At 52.0% G+C, this 20,556-nt stretch carries 16 protein-coding genes and 1 tRNA gene; 6 read left to right on the forward strand and 11 right to left on the reverse strand.

Features of this window, described 5'->3' with window-relative positions; all coding sequences use genetic code 11:
- Positions 1-672: 672 nt before the first annotated feature.
- The 7 genes from F6Y09_RS19490 to F6Y09_RS19520 all read right to left on the reverse strand — a co-directional run bounded on the left by F6Y09_RS19490 (position 673) and on the right by F6Y09_RS19520 (position 7,609).
- On the reverse strand, positions 673-1,644 hold the full coding sequence (locus F6Y09_RS19490) for a branched-chain amino acid ABC transporter permease (protein ID WP_152208629.1): 972 nt from the start codon (positions 1,642-1,644) through the stop codon (positions 673-675).
- A 12-nt stretch (positions 1,645-1,656) separates the two neighbouring features.
- Entirely contained in the window at positions 1,657-2,544 is an 888-nt protein-coding gene (locus F6Y09_RS19495) for a branched-chain amino acid ABC transporter permease (protein ID WP_152208630.1), read from the reverse strand.
- Between the two features lie 131 nt (positions 2,545-2,675).
- Entirely contained in the window at positions 2,676-3,431 is a 756-nt protein-coding gene (locus F6Y09_RS19500) for an ABC transporter ATP-binding protein (protein WP_152208631.1), read from the reverse strand.
- The gene (locus F6Y09_RS19505) at positions 3,412-4,176 is read right to left on the reverse strand and encodes an ABC transporter ATP-binding protein (RefSeq protein WP_218944209.1); all 765 of its coding nucleotides are present in this window, start codon (positions 4,174-4,176) and stop codon (positions 3,412-3,414) included. Before F6Y09_RS19505 ends, F6Y09_RS19500 begins: the two co-directional genes overlap by 20 nt.
- Before the next feature lie 103 nt (positions 4,177-4,279).
- Entirely contained in the window at positions 4,280-5,515 is a 1,236-nt protein-coding gene (locus F6Y09_RS19510; RefSeq protein WP_152208632.1) for an ABC transporter substrate-binding protein, read from the reverse strand.
- 19 nt (positions 5,516-5,534) lie between these two features.
- Positions 5,535-7,163 (reverse strand): long-chain-fatty-acid--CoA ligase, encoded by a 1,629-nt coding sequence (locus F6Y09_RS19515; RefSeq protein ID WP_218944210.1) that lies wholly within the window; start codon positions 7,161-7,163, stop codon positions 5,535-5,537.
- 182 nt (positions 7,164-7,345) lie between these two features.
- Positions 7,346-7,609: a hypothetical protein gene (locus F6Y09_RS19520; RefSeq protein ID WP_152208633.1), complete on the reverse strand. Its 264-nt coding sequence runs from the start codon at positions 7,607-7,609 to the stop codon at positions 7,346-7,348.
- A 174-nt stretch (positions 7,610-7,783) separates the two neighbouring features.
- Between F6Y09_RS19520 and F6Y09_RS19525 the strand changes: the two genes are divergently transcribed.
- The 4 genes from F6Y09_RS19525 (at position 7,784) to F6Y09_RS20635 (ending at position 14,472) form a co-directional block, all read left to right on the forward strand.
- On the forward strand, positions 7,784-8,362 hold the full coding sequence (locus F6Y09_RS19525; RefSeq protein WP_152208634.1) for a recombinase family protein: 579 nt from the start codon (positions 7,784-7,786) through the stop codon (positions 8,360-8,362).
- A 70-nt stretch (positions 8,363-8,432) separates the two neighbouring features.
- The gene (locus F6Y09_RS19530; RefSeq protein WP_152208635.1) at positions 8,433-10,043 is read left to right on the forward strand and encodes a site-specific DNA-methyltransferase; all 1,611 of its coding nucleotides are present in this window, start codon (positions 8,433-8,435) and stop codon (positions 10,041-10,043) included.
- The gene (locus F6Y09_RS19535; protein WP_152208636.1) at positions 10,040-12,700 is read left to right on the forward strand and encodes a DEAD/DEAH box helicase; all 2,661 of its coding nucleotides are present in this window, start codon (positions 10,040-10,042) and stop codon (positions 12,698-12,700) included. Before F6Y09_RS19530 ends, F6Y09_RS19535 begins: the two co-directional genes overlap by 4 nt.
- A gap of 1,394 nt (positions 12,701-14,094) precedes the next feature.
- Positions 14,095-14,472 (forward strand): HNH endonuclease family protein, encoded by a 378-nt coding sequence (locus tag F6Y09_RS20635; RefSeq protein WP_281348233.1) that lies wholly within the window; start codon positions 14,095-14,097, stop codon positions 14,470-14,472.
- A 635-nt stretch (positions 14,473-15,107) separates the two neighbouring features.
- On the opposite strand, the gene F6Y09_RS19550 is transcribed toward F6Y09_RS20635, so the two are convergent.
- On the reverse strand, positions 15,108-15,356 hold the full coding sequence (locus tag F6Y09_RS19550; RefSeq protein WP_152208639.1) for a hypothetical protein: 249 nt from the start codon (positions 15,354-15,356) through the stop codon (positions 15,108-15,110).
- 230 nt (positions 15,357-15,586) lie between these two features.
- Positions 15,587-15,663, reverse strand: a tRNA-Arg gene (locus F6Y09_RS19555).
- Positions 15,664-15,749: 86 nt separating this feature from the next.
- On the opposite strand from F6Y09_RS19555, the gene F6Y09_RS19560 reads away from it, so the two are divergent.
- Positions 15,750-16,454, forward strand: a complete 705-nt coding sequence (locus F6Y09_RS19560; protein WP_152208640.1) for a TIGR04283 family arsenosugar biosynthesis glycosyltransferase — start codon at positions 15,750-15,752, stop codon at positions 16,452-16,454.
- On the forward strand, positions 16,438-17,091 hold the full coding sequence (locus F6Y09_RS19565; RefSeq protein ID WP_152208641.1) for a TIGR04282 family arsenosugar biosynthesis glycosyltransferase: 654 nt from the start codon (positions 16,438-16,440) through the stop codon (positions 17,089-17,091). Before F6Y09_RS19560 ends, F6Y09_RS19565 begins: the two co-directional genes overlap by 17 nt.
- Here the strand turns inward: F6Y09_RS19565 and F6Y09_RS19570 are convergent.
- Positions 17,054-19,897 (reverse strand): insulinase family protein, encoded by a 2,844-nt coding sequence (locus F6Y09_RS19570; RefSeq protein WP_152208642.1) that lies wholly within the window; start codon positions 19,895-19,897, stop codon positions 17,054-17,056. The genes F6Y09_RS19565 and F6Y09_RS19570 overlap by 38 nt on opposite strands.
- A 32-nt stretch (positions 19,898-19,929) precedes the next feature.
- On the reverse strand, positions 19,930-20,274 hold the full coding sequence (locus tag F6Y09_RS19575; RefSeq protein WP_246180611.1) for a hypothetical protein: 345 nt from the start codon (positions 20,272-20,274) through the stop codon (positions 19,930-19,932).
- Between the last annotated feature and the right edge of the window lie 282 nt (positions 20,275-20,556).

Below are 20,556 nucleotides of genomic sequence, written 5' to 3' on the forward strand. Positions count from 1 at the left end.
TTCAGCGTTGAGCTACCAGACACCACTGGAGTTTGCCGCTGGCTACCGGACTACGGGAAAAGGGTCGAAATTAACCGACATTACTAAGCAGTGAGTGGTTTAGTGATTGGGGGCAGGTCAGGGTATTCAGACTGGAAGCGTTCAATGCCCGATTGTCGGACTTGTTCTTGCAGTCCGCTCAGGCCGGTATAGGTCAGGGTTTGTTTGTTCTGGGTAACGTACATGGTCTGTCCCTCCGATGATTCAGAGGTTCAGCATTGCCCATGCCGAGACCAGCGGCAACGCTGTACAAATACCCGAAAAGCACCGGGTGTCTAAAATATCGGGGAAGTCCAACCTCTGATTGGTTTGGTTGTTTGGCGATTGCCTAACAGCCAGATACGCCGCCTTCCCTTCTTTCAAATCCTCAAACACCAAGTCCAATTATAACTCCTTTCACAAGGACAAGTTCCTTGTTATCCACCTAAAGGAAAATCGGAACAATCGGGTTTAAAGGACTAACCTAACCTCAGCCATCCCCACCCAGATTTTGCCGATAACAACTGCATACTAAACTGGCGGAAACTCCGAATATGTTTAATTCAGCCGCTGATCGGCTCGATAACGTATTTGCACTGTGAATATCGAATTAGCTACCAAAGTTTACGCATATCGGGAGTAGCATCCGTTAGTTTAACGGCGGCGGTTCGGCGGGACATCCCGTTTGATGCCATTGCTACTTCTTGATTTCAAAAACGCGTGGGCCTCCCCCACGACGCCACGGCGAAAGACCAGAACGCACACCACAAAGAGGAAACCCATTACGATTGGCAGCGACTCGGCGAGAATTCCCTGAGCTAAGGAATGCTTAAACATCACTACAATTCCTGCGCCCACTAGAGGTCCAAAAATTGTACCCACCCCCCCCAGCAGTGTCATTAGAATGACTTCCCCCGAGGTATGCCAATGAACATCGGAGAGCGATGCAAGCTGGAATACGATGGATTTCAACGATCCCGCCAAACCCGCAAGTGCAGCCGACAATACGAACACAAGTAGTTTGTAGCGGCCTACATCATAGCCCAGAGAAATTGCGCGAGGCTCGTTGTCACGAACCGCCTTGAGAATCAGGCCGAAAGGTGAGTGCACAATACGCTGGATTAGCCAAAATGCGCCGATAAACAATGCAAGCACAAAGTAGTAAAGAATTAGAGGCTCGCTGAGATCTAATAGTCCAAAAAATTTTCCCCGGGGAACACCGTGCAATCCATCGTCACCTCCGGTAATACCGCTTCCCTGGACTGCTAAAAAATACACTGCCTGGGCCAGAGCCAGCGTTATCATTGCGAAATAGATACCCGAACGGCGAATAGCGATCCAACCAAAAACAAGGCCCAATAAGGCACTGCCAAGAATGCTGGCAAGCAGTCCGAATTCTATAGGCCAGCCATAGTCGCGCATTAGGATACTACTGATATAGGCAGCCATTCCGAAAAATGCAGCATGGCCGAACGACAGAAGACCCGCATAACCAAGTAACAGGTTGAAGGCGCTGGCAAACAAAGCGAAACAAAGCAACTCCATTAAGAGAAAAGGGTACAAGACGACGGGCGCAACCATGGCTGCCAAAAACAGGATTACATAAAATACAATGGTACGGTTCATCGAGCGCCCCTCCTACTCTGGTCGTCCAAATAGACCTGCCGGTCGCACTAGCAGGACGATAATCATAATCATGAAGATGACTAGACCGGCTGCTTCTGAGTAGAAGACCTTAGTCAACCCCTCGATAACGCCTAAGGCTAGTCCCGTAATAACCGCACCGAGTAAAGAGCCCATACCACCAATTACGACTACTGCAAAAACGACGATAATGAGATTTGAGCCCATATACGGACTCACACTCACAATAGGAGCTGCTAGCACACCGGCGAATGCCGAAAGCGCAACACCAAAACCGTAGGTCAGGCTCGTCATGAGGGGAACATTAATTCCGAAAGCTTGGACCATGTCAGGATTTTCGGTTCCGGCGCGCAGGTAGGCTCCAATTTTAGTGCGCTCGATAATTAACCATGTGACCAGACAGATAACTACCGATGCGATAATCACCCAGGCCCGGTAGTACGGGAGAAACATAAAACCAAGATTGATACCACCTTGTAGCTCGTCGGGCGTTGGGTATCGCTGACCCGCCACGCCAAAGAATTGAACGAGCGCCCCTTCCAAAATTAATGCTATTCCAAATGTCAGCAGCAAACCGTAGAGGTGGTCCACATGGCGGATCCTGCGTAACATAGTGCGCTCAATTAGGAGCCCAAACAAACCGACTGCTAAAGGAGCAAGAACGAGAGCAATCCAATAGTTGATGCCAAGGTACTGCAGGCCAAACCAAGCAGAGAACGCACCTAGCATGTACATTGCGCCATGGGAAAAGTTGATGATACGTAGCAGTCCAAAGATTATAGCGAGCCCGAGGCTAAGTACCGCATAAAATGAGCCATTGATCAGGCCCATGAATATCTGGGCAAACAAAAGTTGCGGTGGAAAACCGAAGATCTCGTCCATTTCTTAGTCCCCCTAATCGCTCAAGGCCGTCGCAACGCCAACATGGTGACGCCCCACTAGTTTATGTTTACACGGCGAACCGAGTTGGCTCAGCGCGAGATCGCCATAGGTCCTGCATCACCCTCCGCTTGCTACACACTGAGATATGACTCCACAAGTTCATGCTTTGCCTCCATTTCCTCGGCAGCGATCTCCTCGACTACTTGCCCATGCTCAATTATGTAGTTTCGATCGGCTAGCGGTGCTGCAAAGGAAGGTTGTTCAGCAAGGATGACGGTATACCTCCGCTGTTTTAACAGGGCAATCACTTCGCTCAGGCGCTCAACGATCACTGGTGCCAGACCCTCAGTAATTTCGTCGAGGAGTAGCAGGTCGGCACCTGTGCGTAAAATACGTGCGATAGCGAGCATTTGCTGTTCTCCGCCGGATAGCCGGGTACCTTGGCTCTTGCGGCGTTCGGCGAGATTGGGGAAAAGCGAGTAAATTTCCTCAATACTCATGCCCCCGGTTCCCACTATCGGCGGCAACATAAGGTTCTCTTCAACGTTCAGGCTGGCGAAAATTGCTCGCTCTTCCGGACAAAAGGCTACACCCAGTCGGGCAATGCGATACGGTGGTAACTGCACCGTTTCCGTGCCACTAAGCAGAATCGAACCACTACGCTTATCCACTAATCCCATAATTGCGCGCAGGGTCGTCGAGCGGCCGGCACCATTTCGTCCGAGTAAAGTAACAACATCTCCCCGCCAAACTTCTATATTTAGACCATGCAGAATATGAGACTCACCGTAGTATGCATGGAGGTCACGTATGCACAGATGCTCTTCGGCGTTGTCGGCAATTTTCGACGAAGCCGCCGACTGAGCCTCATGCCTTGGTTGTTTCATGCCTTCCTCCAATGTACGCCGCCCGAACCTCGGGATTATTGGAGACTGTTTCGTAGTTCCCCTCAGCCACCACAGAGCCCCGTTGGAGCACCGTAATGTGATCCGAGAGTCGAGAGACAACCGAAAGGTTATGCTCAACCATGAGCACGGTGCGGTTTGCGGAGACCGCACGAATCAAGTCAACCACCCGGTCCACGTCTTCGCGGCCCATTCCCTGGGTCGGCTCATCTAACAACAGTAGTTCGGGATCCAATGCCAATGTTGTAACGATTTCCAGGGAACGTTTACTCCCGTAGGGCAACTCCACGGCAACTGTCTCGGCCTGGTCCTCCAGCCCTACACTGGCGAGCAATTCCCGGGCGCGGTCGTGAAATCTGTCTAGACTCCGTCGTGAGCGCCAGAAACGAAACGTGAGACCCTCCTTGCGCTGCAGCGCAATCAAGAGGTTCTCGTGCGCAGTCAGGTGCGGAAATACGGCAGAGATTTGAAACGAACGCACGATGCCCTGGCGGGCGATGTCTGCTGGTTTGGCCGCGGTAATGTCGCGCCCCTTATAGAGGATTTCCCCCCCACTCGGCAGCAGGAACTTGGTCAGCAGATTGAATACTGTGGTTTTACCAGCTCCATTGGGACCAATGAGAGCATGAATCGTGCCACGGTGGATCTGCAAATCCACCGCGCTGACCGCAGTAAAACCTTTGAACTCCTTACTGAGGCCCCGAGTTTCCAGCAATATTTCGCTCATTATGGTGATCGCTCCCGAATAAGACACAGTGCTCAAGCCGCAAAGACAGCTGATTATTCGTTGAAATCCCTGAACGGTGCTCGTCGAGCAACGACTTACCGCCTTACTCTGTGTCCGTCACGAGGCGGCAGTTCCCCTTTGATATTGGCTGGAAGGCATCCTCGGCTGGAATTGTCGCTATGATGTCGAAATAGTCCCACATACGTTTGGATTCCGCCGGTGTCTTGACCTGAGCAAGATACATATCGTGTACCATACGTCCATCCTCGCGAATTTGGCCGTTGGTGGCGAACATGTCATTGATCGGCATTGACTTCATCTTAGCCATAACCGCGCTTGCTTCGTCGGTGCCGGCCGCTTCAACCGCTCGAAGATAATGCAAGGTTGAAGAGTAATCCCCCGCCTGAGCATCGCTAGGCATGTTGTTGGTACGCTCGAGGAAGCGCTCCGACCACTTTCGTGTTTCGTTGGAAAAGTCCCAGTACCATGCCGTGGTTAGCATCAGGCCCTGCGCCGTTTCCAGGCCGAGTGAGTGAACATCGGATAGAAACAGAACCAAGGCAGCCACTGTCTGGTTGGAGGTAGTAATATTAAATTCGCTCGCCGTCATGATGGCGTTGATTGTATCTCCACCGGCATTAGCTAGAGCAATAACTTCAGCGCCCGACGCTTGCGCAGTCAACATTTGTGAGGTGAAGTCGCTGGTTTTGAGCGGATGGCTTAACTTACTAAGAACTTCGCCGCCGTTGGATTCGACCACGGCTATCGCATCCCTCTCTAGATCGCGACCAAAAACGTAATCGACAGTAATGAAGGTCCACGTTTTTTTACCCTGTTCAACGAGCGCATGGGCCGTACCATTAGCCATTGCATAAGTATCGTAGACATAATGAACGGAGTTCGGGGTACACTCGTCGTTAGTAAGTTTTGTGGTGGCGGCCCCGGTCGAAATAGCGATGCGGTTACTAGCTTCAGCGCGTTGAACAACTGCAAGCGCAGTATGGGACGGACCGAGATTCCCAATCATGTCGACTTTCCCATCACTGAACCATTCCCGCGCCAAACTCGATGCGGTATCTGCCCTGTTCTGGTGATTTGCCGAAATGACTTCAATCGGTTTGCCTAGCACCTTACCACCGAAGTCTTCAACCGCCATCTTCACAGCTTCAACGGATCCCGGGCCGTTCTGCGCTGCGTAAAGCCCTGACATGTCGGTCATAACGCCAATGCGCACGACTTCGTCGGATACATTCGCAGCTTGAGCGCCATTGGTCGCAGCCGTGATGACCGCCGTTGTCAGGATTGCACGGCCAAGTTTACTGAGCGTTATCTGGTTCATTGATCGACTCCTCCGGAATTTATTGTTTTACAGGCTTCTGTTTCCGCCACTGCTCGCGAATTCGCTTTTTATCGATCTTTCCTGTCGCTGTGTAGGGAAGGCTATCGGCAAACACGACGTCGTCAGGGATCCACCATTTGGCAACTTTGCCGTTAAAGTGTGCGAGAATTTGGTCAGGTTTAGCGCTCGAACCAGGTTTCAGCACTGCGACAAGTAAGGGGCGCTCGTCCCACTTGGGATGAGGCACAGCAATTACGGCAGCATCAGCGATTGAGTCATGAGATAGCGCAATATTCTCAAGCGCTATCGAGCTGATCCACTCACCCCCCGTCTTGATTACATCTTTGCTTCGATCGGTGATCTGCATGTACCCATCAGGATCAAGGGTGCCGACATCTCCCGTCATGAACCAGCCATCCTCATTTAGCGCAGGGGCATCGGAGCGGTAATACTCCCGGCAGATCCAGGGACCACGCACAACGATATCTCCTGCAGCGCGGCCATCCCGGGGAAGCTCCTTTTGTTCTGAATCAACGATTTTCATTTCGACGCCAAAGAGAGGTCGGCCCTGCTTGGCCTGGACTGCATAACGCTGTTCCTCCCCTATATTTTCGTGCTTCGCCTTGAAGGCGTTAGTCACGCCGAGTGGGCTCGTTTCCGTCATACCCCAAACGTGACGAATCTTTATTCCATACTGCTTCTGATAAGCATGCATGAGCTTAGGCGGACATGCTGATCCGCCAACCACAATGCGTTCGAGCGTGTTGAGTTGACAGTTGTTGGCTTCTAGATGGTTCAACATCTGTTGCCATAGCGTTGGCACCGCCGCACTCATGGTGACCTGCTCTGACTCAAAGAGCGCATAAAGGCTTGCCGCATCGACCGCGGCCCCCGGAAACACCAATTTCGCTCCCACCATTGCAGCTGCACAAGGGAGACCGAAAGCATTAACGTGGAAGAACTGAATAACCGGCGCAATTACATCCTGTGAACGCAAATTCATCGCGTCCGGGAGGGATTGCGCCCAAGTATGTAGGATCGTCGATCGGTGGCTGTAAAGCACTCCTTTTGGATTGCCCGTGGTGCCGGAGGTATAAGACAGGTAAGCTCCAGCATTCTCGTCGAACCCTGGCCACTCGAAATCCTCGTCACCCTGCGCAAGAAACTGCTCGTAGCTAATAGCAGTCGGAATCAACCGGAGCGCCTCGGGGTCGTCTTCGAGAAGCACTATGTGCCGTAGCGAGGGGCAATCCGGCAATATCTGTAACAGCAGAGGCACAAAATCTAAATCGACAAAGACAGCGGCGTCCTCCGCATGCTGCATGGTGTAGCGGACCTGTTCTACGAATAGCTTTGGATTTACCGTGTGACAAACAGCACCAATGCCAGTGACCGCGTAGTAAATTTCTAGATGCCTGTGGCTCGACCAAGCCATTGTCGCAACCCGCTCGCCGGCGGAGATACCTAGCGCCAAAAGCGAGGCTGCAAGCTGGCTACTGCGGCGATGGGTATCTGACCAGGTCTGACGGTGCACTACTTCGCCATTGGCAGCAGTGGCAATTTGGACATCCCCATGGACCCGATCGGCGTGGCGAATAAGTGATGATATCTGGAGAGGCATGGTCATCATCGACGAGCCAGCTGGCATACGTTCCTCCGAACAAAACCAAAATATTTTGACTTCTACTGCGCTTATAGCGGATATGTGCGCGGAGCTGGATGCCTCTCTGGAGAGTTCTTCTAAAGCTCAAAGAAGTTTAATTTTACAAGGTAAAGATAGCCGCTATTGATCGGAAGTCAAACCACGATAGAATCAGTAGTCATCTTTTGTCATGAGAGCAGCAGTTCATCATGGTCAATGGCCACCAGCAGCCAGCCCTGAACCGCACCCATCTGCTCATTGTGGCTGGCGAACCTGTGGCGCTTGAGGACTGCCGCTTCGTGGGTGAGATTTTCGGTGATTGCATTGCTGGAATGACTGGCGGCTGCCGGCAGTCTAACCGGCACAAAGGCCGATGAAGCTGGTGGCCCCTGGCCCACTCGCCGGGCCGCGCTGATCCAGCGCCGGACCATGTTGGCGTTGAGGATCGACAATTCTCAAAACTTCATTTACTCCAATCATTCAGCATAACGATTCACCCTTTCGATCGACTCCAACAAACGGTCGTTTTCTGGACGCTCGCCTGATCTCCTCAAAAAGCCCAATTTCCCATTGTTTTATGATCAACAATCACGTACAACAATCTATGGGCAGAAAAGGCACCTTTTATGATCATAGGTTATGCACGAGTCAGCACCCAAGATCAAAATCCGGATCTCCAGGTGGATGCTTTGGAGAAAGCTGGGAGCGAACAGATCTTCCAGGAAACAATAACGGGTAAGTCGCGAGAACGACCTGAACTGTCGCAGTGCCTGCGTACGTTACGAAAGGGTGACGTTTTAGTTGTCTGGAAGCTGGACCGCTTGGCCCGGTCACTTAAAGACTTGGTTGAAATTGTTCAGGACCTCCATGATCGGGAAATCGGATTTAAGTCACTAACGGAATCCATCGATACCACCAGTTCCGGCGGTCGCCTAGTGTTCCATATTTTTGGAGCGCTGGCTGAGTTCGAGCATGATCTGATTCGGGAGCGAACCATCGCTGGGTTGAAGGCGGCCCGGGCCCGAGGTCGAAAAGGCGGCCGAAAGCCAGCCATGTCGGACTCCGACATAAGGAAGGCTGCGGCCATGTTGTCTGACTCCCAAATCACGAAGACAGGGGTTGCCGCACATTTTGGTGTTACCCGAACAACGCTAAATGCTTCGCTTCAGAGACTTGGCGAAGTTCCGCTTAATAAAATTAGATAGGAGTTGACTAACGTGCTCCTATCTCATGGTCATCAAACAATGTTCTTCTATTTAGGAACCAATTTAAAGTATGCCTACACTGCGATGGCTGACCCGAGACAATGATGTTCGCGCTGCTGATAAAGTTCCGTATCGCTTGCTTGAGGAGGTGCCTGAGTTTGGCTACGGCGATCTCCACGACGGTAATATACTGATTCAGGGCGATAACCTAGATGCGTTGAAATCACTACTCCCGTATTATGCAGGACAAGTGAAATGTATCTATATCGATCCTCCCTACAACACCGGGTCAGCCTTTGAGCACTACGACGATAATCTAGAGCATTCGCGGTGGCTGGCCATGATGTGGCCCCGATTGGAGCTGTTGAGAGAATTGCTTCGAGAGGATGGCATCCTTCTTGTGAGCTTGAATGACGATGAGGCCCATTACTTTAAAATAATTTGTGACGAGATATTTGGTCGAAAATCATTCAAGGGAAGTTTTGTCTGGCACTATGAAGGTAATACCGATAATCAAGCCCAGATCATCAACTATCACGAGTATATTCTGATCTATTGCAAAGGTCAGCTAACTATCACACCCGGTGTGGTAGATCCCAACACAGGCGAAACGAGTAAACTCAACAACCCAGAGATCCGGAATACTGTCGTAAAGAACGGCCCTAAGAATCCTCTAAAGACTGTAAAAATACCCGCAGGGTTTCCAGCTTCTTTGCCAGACGGCGAATTTTCTCCTGATCCCACCTCTTACCCTCAATGGGACGGTAAGTTTCAGGTTTCTGAAGGGCGACTTACGACAGGGGCAACAGCCACCTCCGGATGGAGCTCCCGAAAAATTTTAGAGCAGTTCGTCGAAAACGACTTCAAGCCTGTTGTGGATAGTAAAGGACAGGAAACTCGATTTGAGATCACTCGCACGGGCGCGATCGAATACATAAAGGGACGGAAACAAGATAAGGGTCACATCATCTCAGTTTTACGCGGTTTTGGTACGACCAATAAGAGCCGCATGAAGCTTGAGAAACTTGGGCTCAAATTCACGTATCCTAAACCAATTGATCTAATCACCTATTTAGTGCGGATATTCTCGAATGGGTCTGACCTTGTCTTAGATAGCTTTCTTGGAAGCGGAACAACCGCTCATGCTGTTCTTGAAGCCAATCGACAAGATGGCTGTAAACGTAAATTCATCGCAATTGAGATGTCTGAAGAGAATGCACAAAACATTTCCTACCGAAGGCTTCAAGCTGCAATAAATGGTCACGAAAAGGCAGAAATACCAGCTACTGGAGGTGGGTTTCGTTTTTATCGTCTTGGTCCATCCGTGTTCACAGAAGATGGGCAGCTCCAGCCGGATATTCGATTCCCTGTTCTGGCTGCACATATCTGGTTTGCTGAAACTGCAACACCATGGAATGAGCCAAAAATCCTCACTCCTTTCATGGGAGCAAGCGACGGCCATGGCTATGTATTGCTCTATAACGGCATTCTAGGCGACAAGTCGGTTTCGGGTGGCAACGTCCTGACTCGAAAAACTTTGGCTACTATTCGCTCCGCACAAGGTGACTTCACCGGCCCGCTCAAGGTCTATGGCGAACGCACAGCACTGTCTGAAGCAACACTAAAAACCGAAGAAATAGAGTTCAAACAAACACCCTATGACGTGAAGGCACGCAAATGAAGCTGAAGGAATACCAAAAAGCCTCACTCGCTACGCTAAGAGAGTTCTTTAAAGAGGCACGCATCACTGGCCCTCAGGCTGCATATAAAGATATTACAGCTCAACCAATGCTGGCCAAACGACTGCGCGGGTATACTGCTCGGTACAAGCCGATAAAGACCCTGCCCCAGGTGCCTTATGTCTGTCTGCGCCTACCCACCGGAGGCGGGAAAACGATCCTTGCATCGCACTCCATCGCAGTGGCTAAGGATACCTGGATCGAAAAGGACTTCCCCTTCGTCTTATGGCTGGTACCAACAAACACCATTCGAATTCAAACTGCTGAAGCGTTAAAAAACCCTCGCCACCCTTATCGGCAGGTTTTAGATGAGACCTTTGATGGTCGTGTCCGAGTCTTTGATATTGGTGACTTTACTCAGATAACGCCTCATGACCTGCGCTCAAACCTCTGCGTGGTGGTAGGGACAATACAAACGCTGCGTGTAAACAATACAGACGGGCGCAAAGTATACGCCCATCACGAAATGTTGGAACCGCACTTTTCCTCGGTTCCATCAAATGCATTGGGACTAGAGCGCATTGATGACGGGCCTAATAAAGACAATATTCGATTCAGCTTCGCCAATCTAATGCACCTCCATCGGCCCCTGGTTCTCATGGACGAGGCACACAAGGCCGGATCGCAGCTAAGCCAAGAAATTTATGAGCGGATCAATCCCTCTGCTTGCATAGAGTTCACTGCAACTCCAAAGGGTTTCAACAACATTCTTCACTCCGTTTCCGCCCAGGAGCTGAAGAACGAAGAAATGATCAAGATGCCAGTCGTGCTAGACGAAGCTGAAACATGGCAGGGCGCGGTCAATTCCGCCATTCTCAAACGCGCAGAATTGCAGGAATACGCGAATAATGATCGTGAAGGTTATATTCGTCCTATAGTTTTATTTCAAGCCCAGAAGAAAAATGAAGAAGTCACCGTTGAAGCGCTGAAAAAACACCTCGTCGAAAATGAGAATATCGATGAGCGCAAGATCGCAGTAGCCACAGGGATGCAGCGGGAGCTAGATGGTATCAATCTGTTCAAGCCTGATTGCCCCATCGAATATGTCATTACGATTGAAGCATTAAAAGAAGGCTGGGACTGCTCATTTGCCTATGTATTTTGTTCGCTTGCTAACATTCGAAGTTCGACTGATGCTGAACAACTTTTAGGGCGAGTACTGCGGATGCCCTACGCCAAGCGGCGTAAGAAAATGGCCTTGAATAAGTCCTACGCCAAATTGGTATCCAAAAGCTTTTCTGAAGCCGCTATGACTCTGCGCGACAAACTGGTGGCTATGGGTTTCGATGAAAGTGAAGCCGAAGCCAATATCGAACCTGAACAGCCTGGCTTGGACGATGATCTTTTTGGAAGACACTCTCGCCCGCGTCCGACAATGACCGTAGAGATCGAGGTTACACCGGAAGAGCAGAAAGAAATCGATACCGTAGCTCCCGGAAAAATCAAAGTTCTTACAGGTGAGGATGGTAAATCGAAGATTGAGTTTAGCGGGATACCAAGGCACGAGGAGGAGGGTCGCCTTTTTGAGAAAGTTCCAAAACGCATGCACGCCGTGCTGCGGGAACAGCTGGATAGTTTCAAGGCCAAACACGCTAGTGAAATCTCACCAGCTTATCGGGGCGAAACCTTTACAATTCCCTGCCTAATGGCTCTGGTACAGGGAGAGTTAGTGTTAGGTGACACTGACACCTTCATGGAATATCACGACTGGTCATTGAGCGATTACCCCGCGCGCCTGACACCCGCTGAATTTGATATTGTGGAGACAACGAACACATTTGAGATCGACTTAGACGGTAATCGCTTGACCGTTTCCGGGACGGATAGCTCCGATCAGCTGGCGCTGGATATTGCCGTAGAAGACTGGACAGCTAACAGCCTCGTATGCTGGCTCGACACCCGTATTCGAGACCCTTGGATTAGCCAGACAGAGCTCCTCGCATGGTTAAATGATGTGATTACAGATCTCACACGAGACAGGAAACTTCCAATCTCTCAACTTATGCGCTGCAAGTTTATTCTTGCCCGAAAGCTGATAGAGAAGATACAGAGTTTCCGACAGATTGAACGTGACACGGTCTATCAGACTAATCTCTTCGGCCAAACAGCACGCGTTGAAGTCTCGTTTGACCAAGGCGTTCGCTTCTTCGATGACATGTATGTTGACGTCCTCAAGTATCGCGGAATGTACAAATTCAATAACCACTTTATGGGCTCAAACGAAGTACCCACCTTTGACGGTAAAGACGATGGCGAAGAGGTTAAGTGTGCCTTCGCACTCGACATGCTGCCTGGCCTCAAATATTGGGCAAGAAATGTCAGTAGGCATCGGAATTCTTTTTCTCTGCCAACATCAACTGACAAGTTCTACCCTGACTTTGTTGCCCTCATGGAAGATGGTCGCTTGCTTGTCGTTGAGTACAAGGGCAAAAACCGGACGCCACAGGAAAGCCGAGACTCGCAGGAGAAAGAACTCATCGGTCAGCAGTGGGCAAAGGCTTCGGAAGGTAAAGCGGTGTTCGTGATGGTGACGATGGAACGAGGAGATCCCAAAGAAATACGGGCTAAAATTATGGATGCCTTGGAAAAATCTATATAAATTAAGGAATTGATAATTAGGCGCTAGCTTTACCACATCAGTTTCCTGGTAACCTCATTAAACGACTGTTACAAAATTTTTCCGAGAAAAGGTTGCTAAATGTGAGGCTAGGTTTTTAAATACCTTTCACCGGGTTGCCGCCCGGTGAAAGGTATAGTTTATTTGATTGCTTTAATTAGGGGTAGAGCGGTAATGCTCTCGCACTTTCGTGCGTTCACCGTTCTTACCTTTTCTCTGGTGCTCTGGCACGTGCACCTTCTTTTTACCGCTTTTAGTGCTAGCCATGTATTTCCTCCTAAGCAGCTAGTTTATGTTGACGCTGGTTTAGCCAATCTCATGCATCTTGTGTTAGCCATCCCTGATTCTCACTCGACATCCGCATAACTAGATGCCTGTCATTATCATCATGTGCTTGACGCACTTTTTGCGAGATCTGCAAGTAAGTCAGACTGCTATCGACTAACCAAAATGATTCCATTGGTTTGATAGAATCTCCACAACTTTCAATTGCATCTTTTACTCTCTGATATTTTTGACCTGGTGAGTTCAGGTCATACGATATTGCATAAACAGGCATTGGAAATCTTCCGAAGTGCCATTAGTGCGAAAGATGCCAGAACTATATATAGTGCTCCGACAACTGAATTATATACCATATAATGGGTTTTCTTCATTGATGCTGGCTATACATACATCTTATCTGTCAAAGAAAATCAATCAATGGGAGAGAAAAAAGATTAGGCCTGTAATACCGGATTTTCACTGCGCATAATCTGAGGTTATGGTGAACAAGATTTGAGTACGAAGGGAGCCAGGCCTCTCCCTGGCGGGTCACACCACTGGGCAGGTGTCGCGTTTGCCTGGCATCCTTGCCGGCGTTGAGCCCCGATCCTCCGGATCAATTGACTCCCAACCAGTATCTGCGACTTGGGCGCCCGGCGAAAGCCGATATCACTGCAAAACGATTGGGATATCTCCTACAGCGAGACGAGCGAGGCCGTTCCCGATACGATGGCCGCCAAATTACGCTTTTTGTATTTAAGGAGAAGTAGTTGCGGTATCTCCCGTCTTCATTACTGGCGCTCATACTCGTCATTGGGTTTGAGCCTGTGTCTGCTGAAACCATCAAAAAAACGTCTTCAGGCATCTGTCATCCACCGACAAGCTCCCACTACGAACGGACCCAGAACTTCCGTGCGTTTGATTCCCTTGAGGAGTGCCTCGCAAGTGGAGGGCGCCTACCCAAGGGGGTGGCTGAAACGCACTCAACCAAATCAACTAGAGCCTCCCCTGAAGCCTATGAGCGGTCTGCTTTTGGTCACGGTTGGGACGATGAAGATGGTGATTGCCAGGACAGTCGTGCCGAGGCATTGATTGCAACGTCCAGCACGACCGTGCGTTTTGGGACGGACAAAGGCTGTCGAGTTGTCAGTGGTCGCTGGGTCAGCCCTTTCACAGGGAACGTGATACAGAACAGCAGCGAGATCGACATTGATCACGTGGTGCCGCTCGCCTGGGCCTGGGAGAGGGGCGCAAGCAACTGGTCTGACGCGAGACGAGAAAGGTTTGCAAACGACGAACGCAATCTGTGGCCTGTTGAAGCCTCTCTCAACAGGAGCAAAGGGGCGAGAGGACCGAATGAATGGCTTCCGCCAAGTGGAGCCTGTGGCTACGTGGCCCGATTTTATCGGTTGACCAGGATATACAAGCTTGAAGCGCGGCTCGAAGAGACTGATTGGATCGACGCGTTTATAGATGAATGCCGGTCATAAAAACAGCAGCAGGTTGGACTTCCCCCGATAATCCGGACACCCCGCAGCCTCAAATGGAGGCAGCTTCAGATCCGTCCGTGAAAACGGGGTAGAACCCCTCCCTGATTATGCTGAACTAAGACCACAAGTCCTGTGGACAGGTTGCACCGTGGAAGCGCACCCATTGTAGATGCTTTCCTGTTGCACCGGATGATGAAGGGGGTCAAGTCGGGTATTGATAGGAGTCGCGAGCCCTCGGGTCGGAAAGTTCAAAATTTACTCATATTTTCTTGAGAGCCCTAAGAGGGTGGGAATTGCACACGTCTGGTGTACCCCGGGGGGGTGGGGTAGGTGGTTTGAGGTTAAGTGTGTGCTGCCCGCTTCTCCGGTCTGGTGCGCCTTCCCCGCTCATCATGTTCCTGTGAGCAGTTGAAGCCTTTCCGCCCTGCCCAGTCCCGCCGTTGGTTGGTGAGACGCGGGATAGACAATGCCGCCCCCAGTCCCCGTAGTTGCATCTCGTCAGACAGCGCCCGGTAGGCGTGGCACGCCATACGTGAGCGCACAAGGGCTAAACCGGCTGAACGAGCGGGGATAAGCCCGGACCAATTAGCTGCCAACGACTAACTCCACTTGCGACCATGCCCGACGCGGACTGATTACAGGTTCACTATCTCCACTTCTGTTACCCGGTGCAGTTTCGAGGACAGCATAGCGGCCTCTACGTCGGCCAGATTGGTTGTGAATACAGGTTCCTGGTTGTTGAGGTCTACGCGCCAGAGTGGCAATCCAGCCTCGCTGCCAGATAGATCGAGCGGGTAGGCCACGTCTATCCGGACTCCTTCAGCCCTTTTGAGAGCCAGTTCATCAGGGTAGGTGGTGCTCAGAAATTCGTGATGTGTCGTCATGGTCATTTCATTTTTTCGGTTGGAGTGACGACAGAAATAGAGGGTCAGGTATGAGTCTATTAACGAGACAGTTGCCGGTCGACAATTCCTAAAGAGGCAAAGCGATATCTCTCTATGAGAGAAGAGGCAAAGTAGGGCGCACCAACCTTCAAAATGACCCAGGGAGTGACCCAGAATGGCTATTCTGCTTTTCGGGAATGGGTTTTATGGTCGTAAACCTTTGATTTTAATGGTGCCCCAGGCAGGACTCGAACCTGCTACCTTCCCCTTAGGAGGGGGACGCTCTATCCAGATGAGCTACTGGGGCAAACTGATTGCAGCGGCGGTATGATAGCGGTACCGGTCGCCTGTCTCAAGGCGTGACCGCTGTTTGATGTGGTATTGTCCTGTTTTATGGCCTCTACGTATCCTGTAATCAGTGTGATTGTTCCTGTCTGGCAGGAAGCTGAAACCATTGTCGAAACCCTCAAGGCTCTGGATTCGTTCAGACAATCCGGGCATGAGGTCATTGTGGTGGATGGTGACAGTGATGATGGAACCCGTGAGCGGGCTGCCGGTTATTGTGACCGGGTGCTGGCTGGAGAGAGGGGCCGCGCGGTTCAGATGAACATGGGCGCTGCCAGTGCCCGGGGCGATGTGCTGCTGTTCCTTCATGCCGATACACAGCTGCCGGTGGGTGCTGCCGATCGTCTGGGTGAATTCTTCCAGAGTTCCCGGCACTGGGGGCGGTTTGATGTGCGTCTCACCGGCGACAGGAAACTGTTCCGGGTGATTGCCTGGTTTATGAACCAACGTTCCCGGCTGACCGGAATTGCCACCGGTGATCAGGCCATGTTCGTGCGCCGCTCGACCTTTGATGCCCTGGGTGGTTTCGCGGATATACCTCTGATGGAAGATGTTGAATTCTCTGGCCGGTTAAAACTGGCTTCCCGCCCATACTGCGTCTCTGATCCGGTTGTCACTGACAGCCGTCGCTGGCAACGGCAGGGCGCGTGGCGAACTATCTTGCTGATGTGGCAGCTGCGCTGGCGCTATTGGCGTGGGGAATCCCCTGATGAACTTGCAAAGGTATACCGGTCCGATGTCCGCAAGCCCTGACCAGAATGTGTTGCTGATCCAGTTTGCCAAATGGCCGGAGCTGGGTAAGGTCAAAACCCGTTTGATTCCGGCGTTGGGGGAGCAGGGCGCTTTGGCGGCACATCAACGCCTGACGCTTGCGGTTCTGGATAATCTGCTGGCCACGGGGTTGCCAGTGGAGTTCTGGTGGGACCGGACTTTGGCGGCTCCGCCGGTTGAGGCTGACTCTGTACTGGATAAAATTCTCGCTGCGAGCGTAGCTCAATGCTTCCAGGAAGGCTCAGATCTGGGCGCCAGGATGCAACATGCGTTGGCATCGGGGTTGGAGCAGTATCACAAGGTGCTGATTGTCGGCAGTGATTGTCCGTCGGTTGAGGCCGGTTATGTGGCCGAGGCAGTGTCGGCGCTGGATCAGACTGATGTGGTCATGGGGCCGTCGGATGATGGCGGCTATGTTCTCATCGGGGCACGCCGGACCACCCCAGGTATGCTCGACGGTATAGCCTGGGGGAGCCCGCAGGTTCTGGAGCAAACCTGCGGGCAATTGCGGGAACTAGGTTTATCCCACCGCCTGTTAGAGCCGCGGTGGGATGTTGACGAAGCCGAGGATTGGGAGCGTTTTATTCGACTGTCGGGCGCTCACGAAGCTGCTCGATAACGGCCTTCATGTTGCCGGGCTCGTCAGTGGTGATCACTTTCAGCGCTTTACTGCGTTCGATAACTGCTGACTCGTAGCTGGCAATAAGGTCAGCATGGTCGACCTCCCGGACAGCGTCGGCCAGTTGCTGGCGGGAATTGAAGTCGGTTTCGCCCCGGTCAATCTCTCGCCAGAAGCGTTCGGAAATGTCGCCCAGTGACCGCTCACGTTCCAATAACCCGCTGATGACAGCCTGTTTCTCGCGCTCCAGTTCTGCCTCGGTCATTTGCTGCAAGGTATCGGCAAATGCCTGGCTGAACTCCCGGGTGGCGGTGTCGATTTCTTCCGCTGTTGCACTCGGTGACTGCACAATAAAGCCCAGGGCCGGGGTTTCCAGAATCTCATAGCTGGTGGCGTAAACCACATAGCCGAGTTGCTGCTGGGTGCGAATCTGCTCATAAAACGGGGCGCTCACAATCTGGGCGAGGAGTCTGTACCCGGCGCGCTCCGCAAATGTTGTACTGTTCCCCTGCAGGTAAAGCGCGTAACCGGTGTCCGGATGATCAACCTGCATCCGAAGGTCCGTGAGGCCCGGGGGTAAAGTGTGGACGCCGCTGCGCGGGACCTCGATCGGGGCGCTTTCCTGGAGGACCAGAGCTTCTGCAAACCGGGTGAGGTTGAGGGCCGAGGCTTCGGTAAGATTACCGTGGGCCAGCATTACCGGGTCAACCTGCTCCAGCAGTACCTTGGCAAATCGCTCGAGCTCATCAAGAGTAACGGCTTCCGCAGCTTCCAGTTTTTCCTCAACGGTCCAGGCCCCTTCGATCAGAGCACTTTGAAGCACAGTGGAAGCTTGTTGCACCGGCCGTTCGAGGGACTGGTTCCTGAGCTCGTCAATCAATTGCCGGCGCGCGATGTTGAAGCGTTGCTCGGTGATGGTCGGGGCCGCGAACTGACTCAGAATCCGGCTCATGAGCAGATGCAGGTTATCGCTATATCCCCCCACCCGAATGGTTACACCGCGCAGGTGGTTATATACCGCGTAGTCCAGGCCTGCCAGCTGGGCCGGGTAGGCCCATGCGTTAAGGTTGGTATTGATGGCATCCACCAGCAACTGGGTCAGCACCTGGCTGCGGGCAGAGGCGCGGGCACCGGGCGATCGCAGGCTGAGGTAGACATTGGCCCGGGGGGTCTTGAATTCGGTGTTGCGTGCATACCAGAGTTCAATATCGCCGGCGGAGTTGCCTTTGGTCAGCTGGATTGGTTGCTCCATGCTGGCGCCCGCTACCATGCCCAGCTCTTCAGGAATGAACGGATTGGCGTCCGGCAGTGCCAACTGGTTGGCCAACGCTTCGGGAACCGTTCCGGTAACTGACGCCGGTGCTATGGGGGTAAGGCTATAAACGGTGTCATACCAGGTGGTTCGCTCAACTTCGGGTGCTGGCTCTTCCGGTGCTACCACGGTGATCAGGACGTTGTCAGGGGTGAGGTGGTTCAACAGTTCCAGGTAGCGGGCCGGGGTATAGTTTTCCATTACCCAGGGTGCCCGGAGTACGTCTTCCGGGTCCACATGGTGCATTTGCATGGAGAGGCGGCTTACCAGCTGGATCGGATTGGGTTGCTCCCGGAAACGAAAGCTGATCTCTGCGAGCTTTTGCATTTCTTCGAAATACTGGCGATTGATACCTTTCGACCTCACCAGATCGATGTAGTCAAAGGTCAATGCCTGGATGACGTCCCGTTGCGCCAGCCCCTCCGGTGTCAAAGCCATGGATATCTCAAGGGTGGCATTGCTGCCGGTATCCATTCCTATGCCCGCTGACAGGCTTTCTACCAGACCCTGCCGTTTCAGAACATCCAACAGGCTGCCGGGGCCTTCGTGGCCCAGGAGGTTGGCTACGTAATGGTCAGGCTTGCTCTTGTAGTGGTCCTGCTGGGACGGAATCGGAAAGGTCAGGGTTAACCGGCGGATATCCTTGAGCGCCTGCACTTGCAGGATGGCCGGCAGGTTTTCGCGCTTGAACAGCGGTGCTGTGTGTTCCTTGGGTGCAAGGTTCCTGTTTTCAATCTCGGCAAACCTCGGCCGCACCATGGCTTCCAGCTCTTCCAGAGGTTGCGGTCCCATCACCACCAGCGTCATGACATCGGATGAGTAATGGTTGCGCCAGAACTCGAGCAGGTCCGCTCTGAGGGGGCGCTGGTCAGTGTCATCAAGGGTCGTGAGATTACCGACGGCGAATTGGCTGTAAGCGTGCTCTGGATTGGCTGCCGCTTTTTTCGCCGAGTAGATTCGGCGGCCATCATCCTTCAAGGCTGAGCTGTATTCCGAGTGCACAGCCCGGCGCTCCCGTTCGACCAGTTCGGCGGTAAAAAGCGGTGCTGAGAACTGTTGTGCGAAACGATCAAGGGCGGGCTCGAGTTGATCGGCCTGCACATCGAAGAAATAGTTGGTGTCCTGAAACGCTGTAAAGGCATTGTGGCTGCCGCCGTGACTTTTTATAAACTGCTGGTATTCTCCTGCGTCGGGATACTTTTCGGTCCCTAGAAACAGCATGTGTTCCAGAAAGTGGGACAGGCCCTCACGGTCAGTTGGATCATCACCGCTGCCGACCGCGACATCCAGTGAAGCGGCTGCCATGTCAGCGTCGGGATTCGAGACGAGCAGAACTTTCAGCTCGTTGTCCAGTTCCAGGTACCGGTAATCGCTTTGGTCATTCGGGCTCTTGGCCGGAGAAACAGCGGCCTGAGCCACAACGCTGACCAACAGGAAAAAGCAGGTCAGGACGACTGTGACCCACCCTGAGTGGTGTACTGTGCGGTTAAGCATTGGCGGTGTCCTTCAGGTAAAAGTAGCCCGATTCAGTGAATAACGGAATCACGGGTGCTGGCAGGTTGCTGGTCCAGCGTCTTTCGGGCGAGGCTGGCTGCACTGTCAGCATCCAGCTGTCCGCCGGCGATACGTTCCAATACGGACGCCATCACTGCAACGGATTGCCGATACTCTGCGAACTCTTCCTGAAAAGCCGTATCAATGGCTTCGTAAACAGCCTGAATTTTTTCTTCTCTGGAGCCTTTTTCAGACGCGGTTTCATTAATAGCCTTCAGGCAGGCGCGGGCAATGGAAATATAGCGTTCTGCGTTAGCGTTCTGGTTGGCCATGACAAGTACCCGGATTTTGCAGATGGAAGGATGTTTTGATGGCATGATTATGTCACCGGCGGCGGCCCATTTCATGTCTATCTTTTAATCATTGGCTGTGAGGTAGGGACGGCAGACGCTCACTCTCAACGCGGTGTGGCGGGGCTGTGCTAATCTCAAGACAACTTGGTTTCCAGGACGGTTTGACTGGAGTGTGGTTTGAACGATGTTTTAGAGTTTTTACTCAATTAAAAACAAGCAGTTAATGAGTAAATTCTGTAAAAAACGACAATACATGAGAAAAACAATTAAGTACAATGCGGCACGATCAGGACATCACAATGACAA

Origin of the sequence: Marinobacter changyiensis (assembly GCF_009193265.1) — a bacterium.
GTDB classification, from domain to species: domain Bacteria; phylum Pseudomonadota; class Gammaproteobacteria; order Pseudomonadales; family Oleiphilaceae; genus Marinobacter; species Marinobacter changyiensis.